The sequence below is a fragment of the Bacillus sp. JST-5 genome, assembly GCF_057747715.1.
Genome location: NZ_JBYLHW010000016.1, coordinates 1 through 23910, shown reverse-complemented (window position 1 = coordinate 23910; position 23910 = coordinate 1). Strand labels below are relative to the sequence as shown.

Genomic DNA, 23910 nt, shown 5'->3' with positions numbered 1-23910 from the left:
TTCAATCTCTCTCCTTGTACCGTTTTTATAACTTTTTCTATTATAACTAAAATTTTCTACTATTTCATCAAGCATTAAATAAAATGCAAGAAGCACGCTAATAAAGAATAAACCCTTCTGAAATAGAAGGGGTTTAAATATTAGGCAATTTGTTTCTTTCTTAGAATATCTCTCCACTGTTTGATTAGCTTTTTCCGAAGCTTCTTAAACATTGTGGATGACCTCCTTGTACTTATATTTTAAAAGGAATCCTCGTCCAATGTAAAGATTTTCGTTTGTTCATATTATATGAAAATTGTCCTATTCTATTTCGTGGTTATTGATGGAAATGTTATGATAATAAAGGGTAATTTTATCTTAAGGAGTTTTAGACATGAGTAAAATGATATTTTTTGATATTGACGGAACATTGCTGGATCATGAGAAAAAGATTCCTTCCAGTACTAAGTTTGCCATTGAACAGCTGAAAAAGAACGGGATTTTTGTAGCAATAGCAACAGGAAGAGCGCCATTTATGTTTGATTGGATTCGACAGGAGTTGGATATTGACTCTTATGTAAGTCTAAATGGACAATATGTTGTTTTTGAAAATCAGGTGATTTATAAACAGCCATTAAACCAACAATTATTACATCAATTGAATAAAGATAGCGGCGAAAGAGGACATGCGTTAGTATATTTAACTCATCAAACGATGAAAGCAAGCCATGAGAAAAATAAGATGATTCACGAAAGCTTAGATACTCTTCATTTCCCTTATCCTGATGTAGAACCTGAGTATTATTTAAACCATGAAATTTACCAATCGCTATTATTTTGTGAAGAAAAAGATGAATCTTATTATCGAAAAAATTATGATCGTTTTGAGTTCATACGTTGGCATCGTTATTCATTAGATGTCTTACCAAAAGGCGGTTCTAAAGCATTAGGAATCAAAAAAATGATTGAAAAATTGAACATTCCTATGGAAGAGGTGATCGCATTTGGAGATGGATTAAATGATGTAGAAATGCTTCAAACAGTTGGTTATGGAGTAGCAATGGGGAACGGTTGTGAACAAGCAAAAAAAGTCAGTGAGCTAGTTACAAAAGATGTGAGTGAAGAGGGAATATATCATGCGTTGAAGACGCTGAGTCTTATATAATGGAGTGAAAAGTGCGGGAAGTCCGCACTTTTCATTTTTATCTTTCAATTGGAATACCATCAATTTTTTTAAATGGATCATTTTTGTCGATATGGTCATAAAACATAATCCCGTTTAAATGATCAATTTCATGTTGAAAAACAATAGCTGGATAACCTTTAAGTTTTAATTTAACTTCATCACCATTTAGATCATAAGCCTTGACCGTAATTCTTGCATATCTAGGGACGTATCCCGGAATTGGTTCATCTACTGATAGGCATCCTTCACCGGAAGTTAAGTACGCTTTTTCAACCGAATGACTAATAATTTTTGGGTTAAAAAGAGCATAGCTATATAATTTTCCTGATTCATCTACTGTATGAACAGCAATCATTCGTTTTGATACATTAATTTGTGGAGCCGCTAAACCAACTCCTGGTCGAAGTTTATATTTTTCAGCGATTTCAGGATCTTGACTGTTTTTAACATATTCAAGTAGACTCATTAAAATTTTTTTATCTTCCTCACTCGGCGGAAGTGTGACTTCTTCGGCTACTTTTCTTAATGTTGGATGTCCGTCCCGAATAATATCTTTCATTGTAATCATATTTTCATTCCCCTTCATACATAGTTCTGAAAATAGTCTATCAAATTAAACAACATTAATAAATGATTTCAATATATGGACATATTTTTTCATTCAACTGAATCTGATACTGTAATGGGACAAGCAATGCTTTACATGTATTGCCAAAAACAGCCTGTATCGATATAGTAGAAGATGAAGAGGATTGGGGGATGAACGGTGAATAAGATAAAAAAGTTTTTATTAACAGTAGTAATCATAGCAATATTTGTTCTAACTGGCTGTTTTAATCGTCAAACTCCTGAAGAAAAGATTTATGAAATTTTGGAAAATGTCGTCAAGTTGGAAGAAGTATTTGAAGATCAACAAAAACCATTATTGGATTTGGAAAATGAAGAAAAAGCACTCTATGACCAAATCATTTCGTTAGGAATGAAAGAGTATGATAAGATTGTTGAATTATCCAATAAAGCCATTGAAATTGTTGATAAACGAAAAGAGTTAATGGAAAAGGAAAATAATAGTATTTTATTAGCGAAAGAGGCATTTGTTAAGATAGAACCAATCATAAGTGAAATAGAAGATGACAAAACCAAAAAACTAGGAGAAAAACTCTATGATACAATGATGAAACGTTATGAGGCTCATGAACAATTATTTGAAAAATATATGGAAGGTTTGTCTTACGATCGCCAGCTGTACGAAATGTTAAAGAATAAAGAAATGTCGATGAAAGAACTTCAAGATCAAATCGAAAAAATTAACAAAACATATGAAGAAGTGATTGAAGTCAATCAATTGTTTAATGATTCAACAAACCAATATAACCAAGAAAAGATGGAATTTTATAAGCAATCAAAATTAGATGTTGAATTTGAAAAATAGTTCAACTGCCTTTATGGCAGATTTTTTTGTTATCTTCGAAAAAACTCATTATTTTTTTGTATATGAAAATTACATTAAGGAATGTAGTTTTTCCTTTATTAAAATAATTTTCCTCTTGACAACTACACTATAACAGATCTCGAAAAGGAAAGGTGTTTATAATACAGAAGAAACAAAATAAGTAGTACAGTTTAATGTGAAGAAGTTTTATCATATATAAAAAATGTTGGTATTTACCTAGTATAAACGATTTCGTTGACGCTATTCAACGAAATGGTGTAAACTGTTGTTGTATTAGTTAAGTATTAATATTTATTAGTACAGATTGATTTTTGTTAAAGGTACATCCATATGGAAACTATTACTAATAGAATCCATTGCTGCTATGTTTTACTTTATGTCATTTAACAAATAATGATGATGATTAAGTTCAAAGGAAAGGACGAGGTGATTAAAATGGCATCAAAGGCAAAAAAGCAATTTAAGTTTGATGCAAATGCCCAGCTTGAAAAAATTCATGAGCAATTTCCAACTTTTCAAATTTTAAATGAGGAAGGGGAAATTGTTAACGAAAGTGCTGTTCCTGATTTAACAGACGAACAGTTACAAGAATTAATGAGCAGAATGGTTTATACAAGAATTCTTGATCAGCGAAGCATCTCTTTAAACCGTCAAGGACGCCTTGGATTCTATGCTCCGACTGCCGGTCAAGAAGCATCGCAAATTGCTTCCCATTTTGCATTAGAAAAAGAAGATTTCATTCTTCCAGGGTATCGCGATGTACCGCAATTAATTTGGCACGGATGGCCTTTACATCAAGCATTTTTATTTTCACGCGGACATTTTCTAGGTAACCAAATGCCAGAAGGATTGAACGTTTTACCACCACAAATTATTATCGGGGCACAATATGTACAAGCTGCCGGTGTAGCACTTGGATTGAAAAAACGTGGCAAAAAATCTGTAGCTATTACATATACAGGTGACGGAGGGTCTTCACAAGGAGATTTCTATGAAGGAATTAACTTTGCAGGTGCATATCAAGTACCAGCGATTTTCGTCGTGCAAAATAACCGATTTGCTATTTCTACTCCAGTAGAAAAACAAACGGCTGCTAAAACGATTGCACAAAAAGCCATTGCAGCAGGAATTCCAGGTATTCAAGTAGACGGAATGGACCCATTAGCTGTTTATGTAGCTACGAAAGAAGCTAGAGAACGTGCGATAAATGGAGAAGGACCAACATTAATTGAGACATTAACTTATCGTTATGGACCTCATACAATGTCAGGTGATGACCCAACTCGATATCGTTCATCTGAATTAGATAATGAGTGGGAGAAAAAAGATCCGCTAGTGCGTTTCCGTAAATATCTAGAGAAAAAAGGTATCTGGAACGAAGAAATGGAAACAGAAGTCATCGAACGTGCAAAAGAAGAAATTAAAGAAGCAATCAAAAAAGCGGACGAAGCACCAAAACAAAAAGTGACAGACTTAATTTCTATTATGCATGAAGAATTACCATACAACTTAAAAGAACAGTTTGAAATATATAAAGAAAAGGAGTCGAAGTAAGCCATGGCGCAAATGACAATGATTCAAGCAATCACTGACGCGTTGCGGATTGAATTACGCAACGACCCAAATGTTCTTGTATTTGGTGAAGACGTTGGGGTAAACGGAGGAGTATTCCGTGCGACAGAAGGATTGCAAGCAGAGTTTGGGGAAGATCGTGTATTTGATACTCCTTTAGCTGAATCTGGAATTGGCGGTTTAGCCATTGGACTTGCTCTTCAAGGATATCGTCCTGTTCCGGAAATTCAATTTTTTGGTTTCGTTTATGAAGTAATGGATTCAATTAGCGGACAAATGGCTCGTATGCGTTATCGTTCCGGTGGACGCTACCATGCACCAATTACTGTTCGTTCTCCATTTGGTGGAGGAGTCCATACGCCGGAACTTCATGCAGATAGTTTAGAAGGTTTAGTTGCACAACAACCTGGATTAAAAGTTGTTATCCCTTCTACACCATATGATGCAAAAGGATTATTAATTTCAGCGATTCGGGATAATGACCCAGTTATTTTCCTTGAGCATATGAAATTATATCGTTCTTTCCGTCAAGAAGTGCCAGAAGGTGAGTATACAATTCCAATCGGAAAGGCAGATATAAAAAGAGAAGGTAAAGACATTACGATCATTGCCTATGGAGCAATGGTTCACGAATCATTAAAAGCTGCAGAAGAACTTGAAAAAGAAGGATATTCTGCAGAAGTCATTGATTTACGTACAGTTCAACCTTTAGATATTGACACTATTATTGCTTCTGTTGAGAAAACTAATCGTGCCATTGTTGTACAAGAGGCACAAAAACAAGCCGGAATTGCAGCAAATGTTGTAGCGGAAATTAATGATCGCGCAATTTTAAGTTTGGATGCACCGGTATTGAGAGTGGCGGCACCAGATACTGTTTATCCATTCTCTCAAGCAGAATCTGTATGGTTGCCTAACTATAAAGATGTTATTGAAACAGCGAAAAAAGTTTTAACTTTTTAATGAATTGAAATGTGAGAAGGTCTTTCCTTCTCACATCTTATAACACGTATTTAGGTAGCAGAAATTAGAATAGGAAGGTGAGTTCCTGTGGCGTTTGAATTTAAACTCCCGGATATCGGGGAAGGTATTCACGAAGGTGAAATTGTAAAATGGTTTGTTAAGCCAGGCGATGAAGTAAGTGAAGATGACGTACTATGTGAAGTTCAAAACGATAAAGCGGTAGTAGAAATTCCATCTCCAGTTAAAGGAAAAGTTTTAGAAATTAAAGTAGAAGAAGGAACAGTTGCAACTGTTGGACAAACATTAGTCACATTTGACGCACCGGGGTATGAAAATTTAAAATTTAAAGGTGATGATCATAGCAACGACACACCGCAAGAAACAGCAAAAGAAGAGATTAAAGCAGAAGAAGCAACTACTGAAGAAAACGTAGAACAAAAACGTGTCATTGCAATGCCTTCTGTTCGTAAGTATGCGAGAGAAAAAGGTGTTGATATTCGCCTAGTTACTGGCTCTGGAAAAAATGGTCGTATATTAAAAGAAGATATTGATTTGTTTGTAGCTGGTGGTCAGTCTGAACAAGTTGAACAAGAAACTCCACAAGCTGAAATTCAAACAAAAGTAGAAGTAGAGAAAAAACCTGTCATTCCTGCTGGTGAAGAATTCCCTGAAACTCGTGAAAAATTAAGTGGAATTCGAAAAGCTATTGCAAAAGCAATGGTACATTCAAAACACACTGCCCCTCATGTAACATTAATGGATGAAGTTGATGTTACAAAATTAGTGGCACATCGTAAGAAATTTAAAGAAATTGCAAGTGAAAAAGGTATTAAGCTAACATTCTTACCGTACGTTGTGAAAGCTTTAGTTAGTGCATTACGCGAATATCCTGCTTTAAATACTTCTATCGATGATGCAACAGAAGAAATCGTCCATAAGCATTATTATAATATTGGTATTGCAGCTGATACTGACAAAGGCTTATTAGTACCGGTTGTGAAACATGCAGATCGTAAGTCAGTCTTTAACATTTCTAAAGAAATTAATGAACTAGCAGTAAAAGCACGTGAAGGAAAACTTACTCCGAATGAAATGAAAGGTGCTTCTTGTACGATTACAAATATCGGTTCTGCAGGCGGTCAGTGGTTTACACCTGTTATTAATCACCCTGAAGTAGCTATTTTAGGAATTGGACGCATCGCTGAAAAACCAGTAGTTCGCGACGGTGAAATTGTTGCAGCACCTGTTTTAGCATTATCTCTAAGCTTTGATCATCGCATGATTGACGGTGCAACAGCACAACATGCACTCAACCATATTAAACGTTTATTGAATGACCCAGAATTATTACTGATGGAGGCGTAAAAAATGGTAGTTGGAGATTTTCCTATTGAAACAGATACTATAGTCATCGGTGCTGGCCCCGGCGGATATGTAGCAGCTATTCGAGCAGCACAACTTGGTCAAAAAGTAACGATTGTTGAAAAAGAACACTTTGGTGGAGTATGTTTAAATGTTGGATGTATTCCATCAAAAGCTTTAATTCATGCCGCACATACTTATGAATCTGCAAAACATTCTGAAGACATCGGAATCGTTGCTGAAAATGTAAAACTAAACTTCGAGAAAGTCCAAGAATGGAAATCTAGTGTTGTTAAAAAGTTAACTGGCGGTGTTGAAGGCTTATTAAAAGGAAATAAAGTAGAAATGGTAAAAGGTGAGGCGTATTTTGTAGACGCTAATACGCTTCGTGTGATGAACGAAAATTCTGCACAAACTTATACATTTAAACATGCCATTATTGCAACAGGTTCTCGTCCAATTGAATTACCATCATTCAAGTATTCAAAGCGTATCATTAATTCAACTGGAGCGTTAAACTTACAAGAAGTTCCTAAGAAAATGGTTGTAATCGGTGGCGGTTACATTGGTGCTGAATTAGGTAACGCTTATGCAAGCTTTGGTACAGAGGTTACGATTCTTGAAGGTGGAGAAGATATCCTATTAGGATTTGAAAAACAAATGACCGCCCTTGTGAAACGTAATCTAAAGAAAAAAGGCGTGGAAATTATCACAAAAGCAATGGCAAAAAGTGCTGAAGAAAATGAGAATGGCGTTGTTGTAACCTATGAAGTGAAGGGCGAAGAAAAGAAAATTGAAGCTGACTATGTATTAATTACTGTCGGTCGTCGTCCAAATACTGATGAGCTTGGATTAGAGCAAGTTGGTATTGAACTTACTGAACGTGGTTTAATTAAAATTGACAAACAATGCCGTACAAATGTAAACAATATTTTTGCTATTGGAGATGTTGTTGAAGGTCCTGCTTTAGCTCATAAAGCATCTTATGAAGGAAAAGTAGCGGCGGAAGCTATTAGCGGTCACCCAGCACAAATTGACTACTTAGCGATCCCAGCTGTTGTTTTCACAGATCCTGAACTTGCAACTGTTGGTTATACTGAACAACAAGCGAAAGAAGAAGGAATCGAAGTTGTGACAGCTAAATTCCCATTTGCAGCAAATGGACGTTCTTTAGCATTAAACAACCAAGAAGGATTCTTAAAACTTGTTACTCGTAAAGAAGATGGCTTAGTGATCGGTGGACAAATCGCTGGTCCTGGTGCTTCTGATATGATTGCTGAAATTGGTTTGGCGATTGAAGCAGGTGTAACAGCAGAAGATATAGCAATGACCATCCATGCTCATCCAACATTAGGAGAAATTACAATGGAAGCAGCTGAAGTTGCTATTGGATTACCTGTCCATATTTTAAAATAAGACATATATTAAACCCCCAATATCACTTTTCTCGTGAATTGGGGGTTTTATTGTTGATATTGGGATAAAGTTTTCGTAACGGGTTGTATAATCTCTTCTTTAGAAACAGCCCCACTAATATTAACTAAAATATCGTCATTAAAAATAATTAATAGACAAGGAGATTCTTCAATGTTTAGTCTTTTTAAATATTCATCATCTTTTTGGAATTGTAAAACGGTTAATTGGTTGATATCCTCTGGAAAGGTGTTCATTAATTCAATTAAGGCATCATAATACACACTTTCATTCAAATAATTCTGTTTATTCGATACAAATAAAATATGGGGCACATCTTTCTCCAGCCCTAACTGTTTATATATAGGTTCTTTTTGCGTGCAAGCAGATAATACAAAAATCATTGAAAATATATAACAAACATGAAAACGATTTAATTTCCTCATACCTACTTCCTTCTTCCTATATATTGTATAAGTCCAATAAGTAAATAGGCATTGTAATTGTAAATTTTATGTAGTTCCCCATCATTTTATCATATAAAAGAAAATAGGTGTTTATTGTCATCTAATTGTTATAGAAATGAAAAATAGTTTAAGGAGGACATACATAAATATGAATATAAAGTAGAATGAATTGAGGCAATGGAGATGAACTATTATATTGTTTGTTTATTTCAATTATTTTTATGGAGTGGTTTTTCTTTAGCGTTATGGTTATCAAATAAGGATCATTTGCTTTATAAGACTTTATTATTCTTGATTTTTGTTTATTTTGCGTTATTAATAGGGAAAAGGTATTTATCTAATTGGAAACAAGTTTGGCTGATGGTAGTTATTAGTTTAATTGCTTACTATTCCATCCATGAAGGATTAAAATTTTTTAGTAAGGCGTTTAATTGAAAAAAAGATCGGCGAAAAGCCGATCACAAACTTCGATTCGGTTGTTTTTTGTCTTTGGGGTATTCACGTTTTAATGATTGAATCAAGGATATAATCATTAAAATCATAATTATCGAAAATGGCAGTGCTGCAATTATAGACGCTTTTTGTAAAGCGGTTAATCCCCCTGTATAAAGCAAAATGACAGCCGTAGCTGATTGAATGATTCCCCATACTAATTTCAGACTATTTGACGGATTTAAACTACCGTTAGAAGATTGCATTCCTAAAACAAATGTTGCTGAATCAGCAGAAGTAATAAAGAATGTGCTAATTAAAATAATCGCTAAAACGGATAGGAATGTTGACCATGGGAAATGTTGAAAGACTTCAAAGAGTGCTACTTCCATTCCTTGATTGGAGATCACATCCATAATGGTTCCGGACTCATTCATTTCAATGAATAATGCTGAACCACCAAAAACAGAAAACCATAGGGCACCTAATATTGTTGGAACCGCTAGCACACCACTCACAAATTCTCGAATCGTTCTTCCCTTTGATATTCTGGCAATAAACGTACCTACAAACGGAGCCCACGCGATCCACCAAGCCCAGTAAAAAATGGTCCAATCTTGAAACCATGAAATATTTTCAAAAGGACTTAAACGTAGACTCATTGAAGGTAAGTTTTGTACATAGGATCCGATAGTAGTAGTGAATAAATCCATGATTCTGCTTGTTGACCCAAAAAATAAAATAAACAGTAGCAATGAGATCGCTAGTAATACATTGATATTACTTAAATATTTGATCCCTTTGTTTAAACCAGTTTGGGCAGAAATCATAAATAATATCGTAACAGCAATAATAATAATTAGTTGAGTAGAAAATTGATTATCAATGCCGTCTATGAGATAAGAAAATCCTCCGCCAATTTGAATAGCGCCAAGACCTAAAGAAGTTGCTACACCAAAAACAGTAGCAAATATTGCGATTACATTGATCATTACACCTATCATACCATCCACTTTTCGACCTAAAATAGGTCTTAAAGCAGAACTAATAACCCCTGGCTGTCCTTTTCTGAATTGAAAGTAAGCAAGAGCTAAAGCAACTATGGCATAAATAGCCCATGGATGTAATCCCCAATGAAAGAATGAGTAACGTAAAGAAGCTCTAGCAGCTTCAGGTGTACCACCTTCTTCAAATGGTGGTTCATAGTAATGATACATAGGTTCAGAAACACCCCAAAATACAAGGCCAATCCCCATACCTGCACTAAATAGCATCGCGAACCAAGTTATATAATTATATTCTGGTTTCGCATCATCTTTCCCTAGTCGAATATTGCCATACTTACTAAAGATTAAAAATAAGGCAAAGAGTAAAAATAATGTGCCCGATATTAAATAAAACCAACCAAATTTTTCTAAAATAAATTCGTGGACGATTGATGTTACATGATCTAAATTTCCTTTCGGCATCAATCCCTTAGGTACCAGTCCCCATATAATGAATAATATGGTTACAAAGACAGATACCTTAAAAACGGGTGTTAGCCTACTCATCAAATCCCTCCTATTCTAGTTTTATAACTTTTGGGGAATTATGGGGGCTTCCAACAATGAACCATTCTAACATAGATTCATTTCTGTTTAAAGGAATGAGCCTCATCTATCATTCTAATAAAAAATAACCGGGATCACCGGTTATTTTCTCGGATAAAAATACATGATTCGTTTATTAAATAAGTGGAGCTCACCTTTTAACTTTTTTGCTAAAAACTTTGCGAATTCATTGGCTTTCCCTTTGTCTCCAATACCTGAATGAGGATGGAGGGATATTTGAATAAAAGAACAATCAGACTCAGTTTCATTTCCAACACCAACAAGGATTAAATGATATCTTGGTTGGGCGCTTGAGTATAAATAAAAAGAGTAATCTTTTCCTTCGCTTGGCTCTTTTATTTCATACGGAAAAGCAGCTTCATCATATTCCCAATTTAATTGTTTACCAGTTTTATTGGTCAGTTCTTTATAATAACGAAACAACTCTTTTACTTCTTCTATAGAAACCGTTTGTTTTTTGGATTGATCTACTAATTTAATAATTGTGCTTTCGCTCAAATCAAACCCTCCCGTCCATTTTTTATAATTTTATCATTTTTTGAATAATTTCGACAATGTGAAGCTAGTGTTAATACAATCTATTCCTATGAATTAGAATATATTATTGAACAAATATTGAGTGTAAATGTGTTATACAATTTAGGCTTGAAATATAAAATAGTATGTAATATTATTAAATTGTAAAGCGTTTTCATGATTTTAAACTTAAGGGAGGCTACCATGGGTACAATTGTTTGCCAAACTTGCGAGTCAACCATCGATCATTTTGAGGATGAGAAAGTAACCGTTCTTTATGGAAAATGTTGTGAGTGTGAGGGTAAAAATAAAGAATAAGTGATGAGTATATGTTGGAAGCATCCTTGATTAAAGAATGCTTCCTTTTTATTTTTATCGGATAATATAATAATTTGTAATTTTCTAAAAAATAGTTTGCATAAATGAAAAAAATGGTAAAATACAGTTAGGTACCCAAATATTGGTCCTTCAACCCAAACAATTGCAGCCTCTTCGTTTATAAAAATAAAATGTAGAAGGTGTAAAAAATGAGTATAAAAATGGAGAAAGTTTTCGTCACATTTAATCGTCATAGTAATAGCACCGTCCATGCGTTAAACGGTATATCTCTAGAGGTGAAAAAAGGTGAATGGCTAAATATATTAGGTCCATCAGGATCAGGGAAAACAACCTTATTGAATGTAATTGGAGGAATGATAAAGCCGACGGAAGGGGAAATCCAAATTGAAGGAGAACTCTTAACCGACTTTTCTAGTAATCAATTACAAGAGTATCGTAGGAATAGAATCGGGTATATTTTTCAAGATTACCGTCTATTTGACCAATATACGGTTTTAGAAAATGTGATGATTCCACAGTGGCCGTACATGGATAAAAAAGAATTAGAAAAAAAGTCTGTCAAAGTTTTAGAGAAACTTCAAATGAATCATCGATTGCATTCTTTGCCCAATGAATTGTCCGGGGGAGAGAAACAGCGAACGGCCATCGCAAGGGCTTTATTACATGGACCTAGTATATTGTTGTGCGATGAACCTACCGGTAACTTAGATGAGGAAAACCGAAATAATATATTAACGATTTTGCATACTCTCCATCAAGAAGGGATGACAATTATACTAGTTACTCATGATTTAGAAGTTGCTACATGGGGAGATCGTAAAATTTATATTAGAGATGGACGAATACAGGAAATGGTGAAAATATGAAGCAGTTATTATGGAAACATTGGAAACGAAAAGGTTTTTCTTATGGTTTAATGGTACTTGCGTTAGTATTAGTTTTCTCATCATTGCCAATCTCAATAACCTCTTTACAGCATGCCCATCGGCAAGTAGAATCTGATATTACTTATTACTCGAGAGGAAGTTATGATTTGCTTGTTCGATCCAAAGAGAATATCCATCCATTAGAAGAACAATTAGGAATCGTTCCAGAAAATTATATTGGTTTCGGCAATGGTGGCATTTCTATCGAACAATGGAATAATATAAAAAATCGTGAGGATATTGAAATCGCTGCACCTGTTGCGTCATTAGGGTATTTTCCGGGAATTAATTCAAATATGTCCGTATATCCTCCCGAAACGTCTACGAGATATTTAGCTCAATTTTATACGTTTGATGGAGTTCATCAATACCCTTATGGCAAAGAATACGCATGTATCCATTTGGAGTCAACCATTAAACAATATCCCTTTCAAAGTTTAACGAATGATGAAGATAGTTTAAACCAATGTTATGATGGTGGAAGGACCCAATTTTTAATGCCTCCAACTTTTCATTTATTAGTGGGGATTGATCCTGAACAAGAAGAGCGATTAACTGGTATTTCCTTTAATGGAATACATCCGGAATCTATGAAAGTTGGGTGGGGTACTCTTTGGAAAAACGATTACATCCCCCATGCAAAGGTTGTACCTATTCTAGAAGTGAAATCTGATCCAGTTTCATTAGGCGTAAACGTACAAGTGGATACGCTAGATTTATCTTTAGAAGAAATTCAACAATTTCGAAAAGACTTAAAACTAGATGTACTTGATGAAAAAACAAATACCGTACCTGATTATTATACATTTAGATTTTATGAGCCAGTATATACCGAACTTTTAAATAAGCTTTTAACGATGAAAGCGTTAGATCGTAAATCATATTCAGTGCCGATAGGTGAATATATTCAAGCATTCGACCAATCGAAATATTCTCCATTTTTAACAAAGGAAGGAAAAATTGAATCTTTATTAAATGAGCAAATCGGGATGTTTGAAGAGGGATATCATGCAACCACGAAAACAAGTTATTTAGGACTCCACTATCAAGCCGGTCATGTCACTTATGAGTTGGATGACCATAAGGTAAAAATAAAAAAAATAAGGGATGACCAAGGGATACCGATTTATAGAGAAATGATTCAAAAAGGTAAAGAGGTAGAACGCCATGAAGACTATGAAGATATTTCTGTAGTTATTGACCCTGTTGGGGAAGTAGAAGTAGGAGAACATAGAGAAAAGCTTGCATCAAGCCCACTAGGAATCTATCAATTTGCTCCTGTATATTTTGTCGGAGATGGGAAAGAGAAAAAGAAAAAAATGATGCCAACCGTTTCACCAGGAAGTTTTGTATCTCCTCCTGCTCAAGGAGTCACAAATATGGAAGGTGCGGCAATTATTAAAGGGAATAGGCCAATTGATGCGATTCGTGTGAAAGTAGCTGGATTGGACGGATATACAGAAGAAGCAAAAGAAAAAATTGAAAAAGTAGCAAAAGAAATTGAACAAATGGGTCTGCATGTAACGATTGTCGCTGGTGCTAGTCCGAAAAAGTTGCAAGTTGATGTTGAAGGAATAGGTTTAGTGGAAGAATCTTGGACAACACTAGGTGCAGCTGGGACTATTGTTAGTGAATGGAGTGCAACTAATCTCATTTTAGGTGTTTTGTTTATCTTAGTAGCTTTTATTTATATTTGGAATCGGATGATATTTTGGCAGGTTAGTAAGAAAAGCGAATGGATATTATTTTCTCATCTAGGATGGAATAGGAACCATATTTTCCGTCTTTCGAGATTAGAAATCATATCTGTTCTATTCGTATCTTTTATTATTTCAATACCAACTTTATGGTCTGTTCAAAAGGGGATGGAGTTACCATCGACAATTTATATTTGGCAGCCCATCATGTTAGCAGTTATGTTACTTTTCATGATTATTTCGATTTATTGGAAAATAAAGGGGATTGAAAAAAGGAATGAAAATAGAAATATATCATGGGCAATTCGTAACAAACATCACTTTTTAGTAATAAAAAATATTTTATATTATGCAAAATATATTCGTTCATCCTTTTTACAATTATTATTAGTTAGTGCCCTATCATCGTTTGTTTATGTATCGCTAACAGAAACAGTAAATCGAACAAATACTACTTTACTAGGTCAATTTATTAATACTCAAATTAGTTCTTGGCATGTTGTATTAATTATTATTGCCTATTTGCTGGCATTCTTTACATTGGCTGAAAGTTTAATGTCCATGGTGAAAGTAAGGGAAAAAGAACTAGCAATCTTTAAAGCTATTGGGTGGAAAAAATCTCATATATTAAAGCTTCATTTAAAAGAAGTAATGATATGGAGTTTTACCTCAATCTTTTTGGGAACAATGATTAATGGACTATTCTTTTCTTTCATTTATTCTTTGAATACTGCAGTTGCATTTACATTATTTCTATCAATGGTTAGTTTTTTCTTTTTGGTTATCCTAATATCATGGATTCAACTTCGTATATATTTAAGAAAGTTTACATAGGAATAAGCGCGTGAATGCTCCTCCTTTTATGGTAGACAGATGAAAAACAAAAAATTGCTTCCTTTTTATGGGGAGCAGTTTTTGCTATAAAAGAGCCAAAACAAAAATTTTACCACTTTCTTTTCAAAAAATTTATTTTGGTTAATATTAATATATTTATTGGGGTTTTTTAACATGTTTTCTCCTTGCATTTTCCCAAAAAAACTTTTCTAACAGCAACAACCATATCAAAAACAAAAGCGGCTTTAGTCCAGTTAAATAATTCAGGACTAAAGCCGCTAATATTCATTTTATGTTTTCCACTGTCTACTTAACAGGGGGAAGTTCAAATTTCACATGCCTTTGTTTCTAACGAATGGCTTTATGTTCTTTAATCACTCGTAATGTTTTTAGTTCAGGATCCTCTGGTCCTTGAACAGGAAGCCCAGCTTCTATATTTTTTTGAATGTAGATAAGATTCTCTTCGGTGATGATTTCACCAGGAATAAAAATTGGGATTCCTGGAGGATAAACCATTACAAATTCCGCAATAATTCTTCCATTCGATTCCTCGAATGGAACGATTTCTGTTTCTGCATAAAAAGCATCTCTAGGTGATATTGCTAGTACCGGTATATCAGGTAGTAACACTTGGTCGATCGTTGTTTCTTTAGCATATGTTTCAAATTCTCTAGACATATGTTGTAACGCTTTTATCAATATATTGGCTTCTCGTTCAGTATCCCCTGAAGTGACAATACATAAGATGTTGTATAAGTCAGAGAGCTCAACCTCAATGTTATATACTTCACGAAGCCATTTTTCTGCATCATGTCCAGTAATTCCAAGGTCCTTAACAGAAATAATTAATTTGGTAGGATCAATGTCAAAAACAGCATTCTTTGCTACTATTTCTTTTCCAACACAATATAAATGAGGGATTTTATTTATTTCGGATCTTATATAATTAGCTAAGTCTATAGATTTTTGAATGAGTTCTCTTCCTTTGATAGCCAATTGTTTTCTCGCAACATCAAGGGAAGCTAATAATAAGTAAGAAGTAGAAGTTGTTGTCAGCATACTTAAAATGGATTGCACTCTCTGAACTGAGACAAGTCCTTCTCTCACATTTAAGATCGAACTTTGAGTCATTGATCCCCCAAGTTTATGAACGCTTGTTGCCGCCATGTCTGCTCCGGCCTGCATAGCAGAAATCGGCAAATCTTCATGGAAATGAATATGAACTCCATGAGCTTCGTCTACGAGCACTGGAACGCCATAACCATGAGCAATGGTGACGATTTTTTTCAAATCAGCAACGACGCCAAAATAGGTTGGATTAATGACTAGAACTCCTTTTGCATCTGGATGCTGTTGAAGCGCTTTTTCTACAGATTCTGTAGTAATACCGTGAGAAATACCTAAATCTTCATCAACTTCTGGATGGATAAATATTGGAATGGCTCCAGCAAAAACAATAGCAGACATTACAGATTTATGCACATTGCGTGGGACTATAATTTTATCCCCAGGACCACATACGGTCATAACCATTGTCATAATGGCACCGCTTGTACCTTGGACCGAAAAAAATGTATAGTCTGCCCCGAATGCTTCAGCGGCAAGTTCTTGTGCTTTTTTTATCATTCCTTTTGGCTGATGTAAATCATCTAGGGGGCTAATATTGATTAAATCAATTTTAAATGCATTTTCTCCAATATAATCGCGAAATTCCGGGGCTAAACCGACTCCTTTTTTATGCCCAGGAATATGAAATTGGATCGGTTCTTTTTTTGCATGTTCAACAAGACCAGTAAACAGTGGCGTTTCGTTTTGTGACAATATTGACTACACCTCATTATATTAGAATCCTAAAAACAGAAAGATTATAGCATCATTTTTTTTTCTTGCATAGAGACATATCAATTATATATTTTCCAATTTGAAAACTAACTATCTTTTCAAGCAGGAATCGTAAGTGTGAAAAATTGATATTCTTTTCTCTGTGGTTGATGAAAATATCGTAATAATGGAGTATATCTTTAAAACTCCATAATATTTTGCGAGGAAATATGTTAAAATTTCCATCAAGGGGGGAGAGTCAAATGAAGTGGGAAACGAGAGTAACGAAATTATTAAATATTCGCTATCCAATTATTCAAGGAGGACTAGCTCATTTAGCCTATGCGGAGTTAGCTGCTGCCGTTAGTAATGCAGGAGGATTAGGTCAAATTACGGCGTTGTCCTTAGAACATCCGGAAGATTTGCGAAAAGAAATTCATAAAGTAAGAAACTTAACTAATCAACCTTTTGGTGTTAATTTTGCCATTGGTCAACATGGTCGTCCCTTTACAGATTTTTTACAAGTTGCCGTTGAAGAAAAAGTTCCTGTCGTATCTGTTACAGGTGGAAATCCAACCTCATTTTTTGATTATTTAAAAGGGATTGATATGAAAAAATTAGTTTTAGTTGCATCAAAAAGGCAAGCAATAAAAGCAGAAAGTCTTGGTGCCGATGCGGTCATGGTCGTTGGTCAGGAAGGAGGCGGACATTTAGGAAAAGATGACATCGGTACATTTGTTCTTGTTCCACAAGTTGTCGATAGTGTTTCGATCCCAGTCATTGCCTCTGGAGGTATTGCTGATGGGAGAGGATTAATGGCAGCCTTAAGTTTAGGTGCAGAAGGAATAGAAATGGGCACCCGATTTATTGCAACGAAAGAATGTGTTCATGCACATGAAGCGTATAAAAAAGCAATTGTTGAAAGTGATGAAACAAATACTGTTGTCATCAAAAGAACACTAGGGGCACCGGGGAGAGCCCTCAGAAATAAATGGACAGAACAAATATTAAAAATTGAACAAGAAAATGGTACATATGAACATTTAAAAGACTATATTTCTGGAAAAGCTAATAAACGATATGCCAATGAGGGTAAATTAGATGAAGGATTTGCATGGGCGGGACAGGCGATTGGTCTAATTAAAGATGTCCCGACTGTAAACGAGCTATTTAATCGAATGATTCAACAAGCTAACGAAATACGAAAAAAATGGTCAGAACAATAAAGGAGATTTAATATGGAATATTCATATCCCATTTCTATGGATTGGTCAACAAAAGAAATTATTGATGTAGTTCGTTTTTTTGAATTGATCGAAAAAGCATACGATTCTTCTGTCATGCGTGAAGATCTCCTCAAAGCATATAAAAGATTTAAGGAAGTTGTTCCAAGTATAGCTGAAGAGAAAAAATTATTTAAAGAATTTCAAGAAGTGAGCGGATTTTCTTCCTATCATGTTGTAAAAGAAATGAAGGAACATCCAGAAAACGTGAAAATATCGATGAAAAAGAAATAAAAGGAAGCCTCTTTCAATAAGAAAGGGGCTTATATTTATGATAACTTATATAAAGGTATTAAAGTTTTAAAAGTTGATTCAAAAGTATTTAGTAATTGTTCTCCACTCATGTTTATGACTTCATTTTGCGGCAAGTGAATTCCACATAAAATTTCTGCTTTCTTTACTTGTTGTAGACGTACAAACATTTTTAGTAGATCATCTTTTGATAACTCTTGATGTTTAAAAGCATCCGGTTTTGTATGGTCGAGTGACCAAACAAAATGTTTAGGAATGGTTGTATAAATCTCATCTAAATGTTGCTCCATTTTCTTTCCAATTTCTTTCTTCATCGTAGCTTCATAAATTAGTGCATACCATACAAATACGTGTGTTTCCCATAGTCCAATTTGAAAGTGAGGAACCATTTTATATCCACGAGGGTTTGGAGCAAATGCTACCCATGTGTCATTTGGTGGATTTACCGTTCTTCTTGCATGCTTGGCAACGTGCGCAAACATTTCTTCCCCGACAAGTGAAGATAAAATGGGAGAAAAATATTTACCTAAAAATTCAAGCTTAGGTCGGATTTCACTAATTAATGCATTCATTCTATTATCTAATCCTTCTATTTGAAACACATGAAAATCTTTTTCTGTAAATCCTTGAAAACTCATAACAACCTCCAAAAAATGTATAATTTTATCGATTATTTTAACATATGAACGTTTGAATGAAAAAAAAGTTGCCCGAGCATGAATTGGAAGTCATTTTCAGTTGCATGTTTATAAAAACCTTCATACAATATAGATAATAAATCTGAAAATTCCGATATTTAAGGAGGTGCTTGTTGTGAAACAATTAATGAAACCTATTAAAAAGATGGAAGAAAATCAAACGAAAATTCGTGTTTTACGGTTAGAATTGGATTACGAACTAGCGGTATTATACGAAGCTCTTCAAAATAAACATGATGATAAAGTAAAAGAATCGAAAGAAAAGCTGAACAAAATTCGAAATGAGCTAATTTTATATCAAGCATTGTAACAAATGAAGAAAGGAGTAAGGTCAATTCATGCATTATATAACAAAAAGAATAATTGTCTAAAAACGGACTCTTTCAAAAGAAGTGAAGGAGTTCGTTTTTTGTTTTACAATAAGCATTTTCATAATTGGACAAATTATAAGAGAAGATAGTTGATAGTCAGAAAAAGTTTTATTACCCTAAAAGAAATGGAAATGTTGGAGGAAAAAAAGATGGAACTTTGGAATGAAATAGATCAGTTAGCTAGAAATTGGATTAATCAAGCAGGAGATCAAATTCGAGCGTCGTTTCAAAAAACATTAAATATAGAATCAAAAGCGAATCGAAACGATTTAGTTACAAATATTGATAAAGAGACCGAACAATTTTTTATTGGAAAAATTAAAAGTACATACCCTGAGCATCGAATTCTTGGTGAGGAAGGTTTTGGGGATGAATTAAAGTCAATGGATGGTATAGTTTGGATTATAGATCCGATTGATGGGACAATGAACTTTATACATCAACAAAGAAATTTTGCAATTTCTATTGGTGTTTATGAAAATGGGATAGGAAAACTTGCTTATATTTATGATGTTGTTCATGATGAATTATATTTTGCAAAAAAAGGTGAAGGGGCTTTTTTAAATGGCGAAAGAATTCAACCACTTCGAAAAGTAAAAACGGATGAAGCCATTATTGCATTAAATGCTACATGGTTAGTGACAAATAAACATTTAGATCATCACTTAATGTCCTCACTTGTCCGTAAAGTTCGCGGAGTAAGATCCTATGGTTCTGCTGCTTTAGAAATGGTGTATGTTGCAACAGGGAGATTAGATGCTTACATAAGTCCAAGACTTGCACCATGGGATTATGCAGCAGGAAAATTAATTGTTGAAGAAGTAGGGGGAAAAGTTTCAACGTTTGAAGGTAACGAAGTATCACTCATCCAAAAAGGAACGTTATTTGTTAGTAATCCATTTATTTATGATGAATTATTAAATGATTATATTAAAGTTGCTAAAATACAAACGGATAGGAAATAGTTCCTATCCGTTATAATTTTCCTTCATTTCTCCACTTTCTTTTTGTTGCGATTCCCATGGCCATAGATAAAAGCGATAAACCTACGGAAATACTAGCAATTAAAATGCTTTTTTCACTAATCGCAATTCCAATACCCATAATGGAGGCAGTTGCTAATACCGCAAAAAAGACAAAAATCCACTTAATATTCTTCATTTTTGTTCTTTCACCTCTAATCTCTTTTAATATTGTACAAAATATAAATAAGATTTTCTACTTAAAATTCAATGATGTGTTATAATAACATAGTTAATTTACTTGAAAGCAGGAGATTGTATGGAGAAAAGAAACAACATTCGAAATATAGCGATCATTGCTCACGTTGACCACGGGAAAACTACATTGGTAGATCAGCTATTGCGCCAATCAGGAATTTTCCGTTCTAATGAAGTTGTTCAAGAACGAGCGATGGACTCTAATGATATAGAAAGAGAACGTGGAATTACAATTTTAGCGAAAAATACAGCTGTTCAATATAAAGATGTAAAAATTAATATATTAGATACACCTGGACATGCTGATTTTGGTGGCGAAGTTGAACGAATCTTAAGGCTAGTTGATGGTGTATTACTTGTTGTTGATGCATTCGAAGGTTGTATGCCACAAACTCGTTTCGTATTAAAAAAAGCATTAGAACAAAAATTGACTCCGATTGTCGTTGTTAATAAAATTGACCGAGAATTTGCAAGACCTGAGGAAGTAGTAGATGAAGTACTAGAGTTATTTATTGAACTTGGTGCAGATGATGATCAGCTTGAATTCCCTGTTATTTATGCATCAGGGATTAATGGTACGGCTAGTACAATACCTGATCATCAAGAAGAAACAATGGAACCGTTATTTGAAGCCATTATTGAGCATATTCCAGCTCCTTTAGATAATCGTGAAGAACCATTACAATTTCAAGTAGCATTACTTGATTATAATGATTACGTAGGAAGAATTGGAATTGGCCGTGTGTTTCGCGGAACAATGAAAACGGGACAACAAGTTGCATTAATGAAGTTAGACGGAACGATTAAACAATTTAGAGTGACTAAAATGTTTGGCTTTTTTGGATTAAAACGTGAAGAAATTACAGAAGCATATGCTGGGGATCTAGTTGCCGTATCAGGAATGGAAGATATTAATGTAGGAGAAACAGTCGTTCCTATCGATCATCAAGAGCCTCTACCGCCATTAAGAATTGACGAGCCAACATTAAAAATGACTTTTTTAGTTAATAATAGCCCGTTTGCTGGAAAAGAAGGTAAATACGTAACAGCAAGAAAATTAGAGGAGAGATTGTTAGCTCAATTACAAACTGATGTTAGTTTGCGCGTAGAAAATACGGAATCTCCAGACGCCTGGATAGTTTCCGGTCGTGGCGAGTTACATTTATCCATTTTAATTGAGAACTTAAGAAGAGAAGGATATGAACTTCAAGTATCAAAGCCTGAAGTTATTATTCGTGAAATTGATGGGGTTCAATGTGAACCGTTTGAACGCGTCATTATCGATGTTCCTGAAGAGTATACTGGGGCCGTGATGGAGTCGTTAGGTACAAGAAAAGGTGAACTACTTGATATGGTGAATAATGGAAATGGACAGGTTCGTTTAGTTTTCTCCGTACCTTCACGTGGTTTAATTGGTTACTCAACAGAATTCCTAACGATTACAAGAGGTTATGGAATTATTAACCATTCATTCGACCGTTATGAACCGGTTGTACCTGGACAAATTGGTGGTAGAAGACAAGGGGTTTTAGTGTCATTAGAAACAGGAAAAGCGTCATCTTATGGTATACTTCAAATAGAAGATCGAGGAACTATTTTTGTCGAACCTGGAACAGAAATTTATGCAGGTATGATTGTTGGTGAACATAACCGCGAAAACGATTTAACCGTAAATATTACAAAAGTGAAACATGCCACAAACATTCGTTCAGCAACAAAAGAACAAACAACTACGATGAAAAAACCAAGAATCTTTTCATTAGAAGAAGCATTACAGTATTTGAACGATGATGAATATTGTGAAGTGACACCAAAGTCAATACGGCTAAGAAAGAAAATATTAGATAAAAACGAAAGAGAACGACAAGCGAAGAAGAAAAAACTTGCTCATTAATAAGGTGAGAGGAGGAAAGACTGTTGATTAGTTTAGAAAGTCGCCTGACGTTTTTTGCTTCCCTTTACCAAGTAGATAAAAATCCTGAATTGGGAATGTGGTTATTATATTTAACTATCTGCTTATTATCGATTATTGTTTATAAGCTTGGTTTTGCTAGAAAATTACCTTTGTTAAAATCATTAATCGTTTATACTTTTCTCATATTAGGATGTACAATACTATCTTTTTTAGGTGTCTTTTTACCAATTGCGGAAGGATTAATTGTAGCCGCATTAATATTAATCATCTATCGAGTTAGAAGATACTTTGAACATGATGGGGAAGCTAAGGCAAAATAAAGGGGAAATGGACATGCGTTCATTACAAGATGCCGTTTATAATTGGTTGTCGATTAAAGTAGTGGCTGATCATCGTCCAGAAGATACAGCAGCAAGGGAAACAACGGCTATGTTTTATGAAATTTTAAAGAGCGATTTCAATATGGAACAAGTAGATGTATATTCCGATGAGGAAAAATATGTTGTAGACATTCAAACTTCCGATGAAAAGAAAACGTATCGGTTTCCGAGAGAACTCATTGACTCCATGATTGAACATATAAACAGAGAACCGGAAAAATTTAAAAATTACGATGAATAATTGAAAAAACCAGTGGAATTTTACATGAAGTAAAATCTACTGGTTTTTTATTTTGATTTAGCTACTTTAATAAATTTTAGTTACCATACCAAATGTTTAAGGAATAAATTTAGAGGAGAAACAGTTGAATTTGACGAAATAAATAAATAAAGGGGATAGGAGAGGAATTTTATGCTTTTCGGTATATTGGTGGTATACGGTATAATAGCTGGTGTTTTCATTTCAAAAAAGAAAATGAAAATGTCTCAGGCTACAATACCTTTGATAGCATTCGCAATTCTTTCAAGTGTTGCTTTAGGTCAAAATTATACAGCAAGCTTAATTTCCGAAGCTAACGACGGAATTGGGATTTCTAATTTTTTGGCTAAATTTTTATTACCAGATGACCAATGGACAAAAGAAATGTTTTTATCGAGGTTTGAATTATACCTTAGCATTTCTATTGTATTGATTATTTTATATTTTATTATAGTTATTGTGGAGAGACTGAAACTGAATGTTAAACATAAAGCTTAATCCAATTTTACAAGTTATATAAAAAACTTTAGCAATTTAAAGATTAGGATATATAAAAAGGCACTAACGCTGTAAGTTAACGTTCGTGCCTTTTTTGTGAACATTTAAACAGTTGAATCAAATCATTGATGAGACTTTCCTTCAAGAATTGTTAATAGTTAACGTATCTCAGTGCAGGAGTGTCTCCCGTTCGTACGGCGTTCTAATTGTGCCTTCGCTTTTCTATGTCTAGCTGCGGCACGAACGCCTAGTGAACGATGACCTCTCTCTCTTGCGATAAGTCAACAACGACTCGTGTCTCGTCGTGTTTCCTTTATCTCAGTGCGAGAGGCCCTCCCGTTCATACGGCGTTCTAATTGTGCCTTCGCTTTTCTATTGTCTAGCTCGGCTCGCAGTGGCTTGCGAACGACCCACTCCTTCCCCTACGATAAGTCAACATCAGCTCGTCCCTCGCTGTGTTT

At 34.5% G+C, this 23910-nt stretch carries 25 protein-coding genes; 18 read left to right on the top strand and 7 right to left on the bottom strand.

Features of this window, described 5'->3' with window-relative positions; genetic code table 11:
* Window positions 1-373 precede the first annotated feature (373 nt).
* Window positions 374-1144, top strand: coding sequence for a Cof-type HAD-IIB family hydrolase (locus AC3ASS_RS05425; protein ID WP_488282499.1), 771 nt, complete (start codon window positions 374-376; stop codon window positions 1142-1144).
* A 37-nt stretch (window positions 1145-1181) separates the two neighbouring features.
* Here AC3ASS_RS05425 and def read toward each other — a convergent pair whose 3' ends face one another.
* Window positions 1182-1733 (bottom strand): peptide deformylase, encoded by a 552-nt coding sequence (def, locus tag AC3ASS_RS05420; RefSeq protein ID WP_488282498.1) that lies wholly within the window; start codon window positions 1731-1733, stop codon window positions 1182-1184.
* A 198-nt stretch (window positions 1734-1931) separates the two neighbouring features.
* On the opposite strand from def, the gene AC3ASS_RS05415 reads away from it, so the two are divergent.
* The 5 genes from AC3ASS_RS05415 (at window position 1932) to lpdA (ending at window position 7931) form a co-directional block, all read left to right on the top strand.
* Window positions 1932-2597, top strand: a complete 666-nt coding sequence (locus tag AC3ASS_RS05415; RefSeq protein ID WP_488282497.1) for a YkyA family protein — start codon at window positions 1932-1934, stop codon at window positions 2595-2597.
* A 456-nt stretch (window positions 2598-3053) separates the two neighbouring features.
* A complete protein-coding gene (gene pdhA, locus AC3ASS_RS05410; protein ID WP_488282496.1) occupies window positions 3054-4172 on the top strand; it encodes a pyruvate dehydrogenase (acetyl-transferring) E1 component subunit alpha in 1119 nt (372 codons plus the stop codon).
* Between the two features lie 3 nt (window positions 4173-4175).
* Complete coding sequence (locus AC3ASS_RS05405) at window positions 4176-5153, top strand: alpha-ketoacid dehydrogenase subunit beta (RefSeq protein WP_488282495.1); 978 nt, start codon at window positions 4176-4178, stop codon at window positions 5151-5153.
* Between the two features lie 87 nt (window positions 5154-5240).
* On the top strand, window positions 5241-6518 hold the full coding sequence (locus AC3ASS_RS05400) for a dihydrolipoamide acetyltransferase family protein (RefSeq protein WP_488282494.1): 1278 nt from the start codon (window positions 5241-5243) through the stop codon (window positions 6516-6518).
* A 3-nt stretch (window positions 6519-6521) separates the two neighbouring features.
* Window positions 6522-7931 (top strand): dihydrolipoyl dehydrogenase, encoded by a 1410-nt coding sequence (gene lpdA / locus AC3ASS_RS05395; protein WP_488282493.1) that lies wholly within the window; start codon window positions 6522-6524, stop codon window positions 7929-7931.
* Window positions 7932-7978: 47 nt separating this feature from the next.
* Here the strand turns inward: lpdA and AC3ASS_RS05390 are convergent, their stop codons facing one another.
* On the bottom strand, window positions 7979-8374 hold the full coding sequence (locus tag AC3ASS_RS05390) for a hypothetical protein (RefSeq protein WP_488282492.1): 396 nt from the start codon (window positions 8372-8374) through the stop codon (window positions 7979-7981).
* Window positions 8375-8578: 204 nt separating this feature from the next.
* Here AC3ASS_RS05390 and AC3ASS_RS05385 point away from each other — a divergent pair, with 204 nt between their 5' ends.
* Window positions 8579-8830 carry a hypothetical protein gene (locus AC3ASS_RS05385; protein ID WP_488282491.1) on the top strand — a complete coding sequence of 84 codons (252 nt, stop codon included), beginning with the start codon at window positions 8579-8581 and terminating at the stop codon, window positions 8828-8830.
* A 23-nt stretch (window positions 8831-8853) separates the two neighbouring features.
* Here the strand turns inward: AC3ASS_RS05385 and AC3ASS_RS05380 are convergent, their stop codons facing one another.
* Entirely contained in the window at window positions 8854-10380 is a 1527-nt protein-coding gene (locus AC3ASS_RS05380) for a glycine betaine uptake BCCT transporter (protein ID WP_488282490.1), read from the bottom strand.
* Between the two features lie 141 nt (window positions 10381-10521).
* Window positions 10522-10938: a DUF1885 family protein gene (locus AC3ASS_RS05375; RefSeq protein ID WP_488282489.1), complete on the bottom strand. Its 417-nt coding sequence runs from the start codon at window positions 10936-10938 to the stop codon at window positions 10522-10524.
* A gap of 222 nt (window positions 10939-11160) precedes the next feature.
* Here AC3ASS_RS05375 and AC3ASS_RS05370 point away from each other — a divergent pair, with 222 nt between their 5' ends.
* The 3 genes from AC3ASS_RS05370 to AC3ASS_RS05360 all read left to right on the top strand — a co-directional run bounded on the left by AC3ASS_RS05370 (window position 11161) and on the right by AC3ASS_RS05360 (window position 14752).
* Window positions 11161-11274 (top strand): GapA-binding peptide SR1P, encoded by a 114-nt coding sequence (locus tag AC3ASS_RS05370; RefSeq protein ID WP_488282488.1) that lies wholly within the window; start codon window positions 11161-11163, stop codon window positions 11272-11274.
* Between the two features lie 209 nt (window positions 11275-11483).
* On the top strand, window positions 11484-12161 hold the full coding sequence (locus tag AC3ASS_RS05365) for an ABC transporter ATP-binding protein (protein WP_488282487.1): 678 nt from the start codon (window positions 11484-11486) through the stop codon (window positions 12159-12161).
* Window positions 12158-14752: an FtsX-like permease family protein gene (locus AC3ASS_RS05360; RefSeq protein WP_488282486.1), complete on the top strand. Its 2595-nt coding sequence runs from the start codon at window positions 12158-12160 to the stop codon at window positions 14750-14752. The genes AC3ASS_RS05365 and AC3ASS_RS05360 overlap by 4 nt, the downstream gene beginning before the upstream one ends.
* A 348-nt stretch (window positions 14753-15100) precedes the next feature.
* On the opposite strand, the gene AC3ASS_RS05355 is transcribed toward AC3ASS_RS05360, so the two are convergent.
* The gene (locus AC3ASS_RS05355; protein ID WP_488282485.1) at window positions 15101-16573 is read right to left on the bottom strand and encodes an aminotransferase class I/II-fold pyridoxal phosphate-dependent enzyme; all 1473 of its coding nucleotides are present in this window, start codon (window positions 16571-16573) and stop codon (window positions 15101-15103) included.
* A gap of 263 nt (window positions 16574-16836) precedes the next feature.
* Here AC3ASS_RS05355 and AC3ASS_RS05350 point away from each other — a divergent pair, with 263 nt between their 5' ends.
* Window positions 16837-17799, top strand: a complete 963-nt coding sequence (locus AC3ASS_RS05350; protein WP_488282484.1) for an NAD(P)H-dependent flavin oxidoreductase — start codon at window positions 16837-16839, stop codon at window positions 17797-17799.
* Window positions 17800-17811: 12 nt separating this feature from the next.
* Window positions 17812-18090, top strand: coding sequence for a UPF0223 family protein (locus AC3ASS_RS05345; protein WP_488282483.1), 279 nt, complete (start codon window positions 17812-17814; stop codon window positions 18088-18090).
* Between the two features lie 35 nt (window positions 18091-18125).
* On the opposite strand, the gene AC3ASS_RS05340 is transcribed toward AC3ASS_RS05345, so the two are convergent.
* Complete coding sequence (locus tag AC3ASS_RS05340) at window positions 18126-18746, bottom strand: YktB family protein (RefSeq protein WP_488282482.1); 621 nt, start codon at window positions 18744-18746, stop codon at window positions 18126-18128.
* A gap of 175 nt (window positions 18747-18921) precedes the next feature.
* On the opposite strand from AC3ASS_RS05340, the gene AC3ASS_RS05335 reads away from it, so the two are divergent.
* A complete protein-coding gene (locus AC3ASS_RS05335; protein WP_488282481.1) occupies window positions 18922-19116 on the top strand; it encodes a hypothetical protein in 195 nt (64 codons plus the stop codon).
* 210 nt (window positions 19117-19326) lie between these two features.
* Window positions 19327-20142 carry an inositol monophosphatase family protein gene (locus AC3ASS_RS05330; protein WP_488282480.1) on the top strand — a complete coding sequence of 272 codons (816 nt, stop codon included), beginning with the start codon at window positions 19327-19329 and terminating at the stop codon, window positions 20140-20142.
* Between the two features lie 10 nt (window positions 20143-20152).
* On the opposite strand, the gene AC3ASS_RS05325 is transcribed toward AC3ASS_RS05330, so the two are convergent.
* Window positions 20153-20338, bottom strand: coding sequence for a YlaF family protein (locus AC3ASS_RS05325; RefSeq protein ID WP_488282479.1), 186 nt, complete (start codon window positions 20336-20338; stop codon window positions 20153-20155).
* A 120-nt stretch (window positions 20339-20458) separates the two neighbouring features.
* Here AC3ASS_RS05325 and typA point away from each other — a divergent pair, with 120 nt between their 5' ends.
* The 4 genes from typA to AC3ASS_RS05305 all read left to right on the top strand — a co-directional run bounded on the left by typA (window position 20459) and on the right by AC3ASS_RS05305 (window position 23449).
* On the top strand, window positions 20459-22291 hold the full coding sequence (typA, locus tag AC3ASS_RS05320; protein WP_488282478.1) for a translational GTPase TypA: 1833 nt from the start codon (window positions 20459-20461) through the stop codon (window positions 22289-22291).
* A gap of 26 nt (window positions 22292-22317) precedes the next feature.
* Window positions 22318-22632: a YlaH-like family protein gene (locus AC3ASS_RS05315; protein WP_488282518.1), complete on the top strand. Its 315-nt coding sequence runs from the start codon at window positions 22318-22320 to the stop codon at window positions 22630-22632.
* Window positions 22633-22645: 13 nt separating this feature from the next.
* Window positions 22646-22933 (top strand): hypothetical protein, encoded by a 288-nt coding sequence (locus AC3ASS_RS05310; protein WP_488282477.1) that lies wholly within the window; start codon window positions 22646-22648, stop codon window positions 22931-22933.
* A 171-nt stretch (window positions 22934-23104) separates the two neighbouring features.
* Entirely contained in the window at window positions 23105-23449 is a 345-nt protein-coding gene (locus AC3ASS_RS05305; RefSeq protein WP_488282476.1) for a hypothetical protein, read from the top strand.
* Window positions 23450-23910 lie beyond the last annotated feature (461 nt).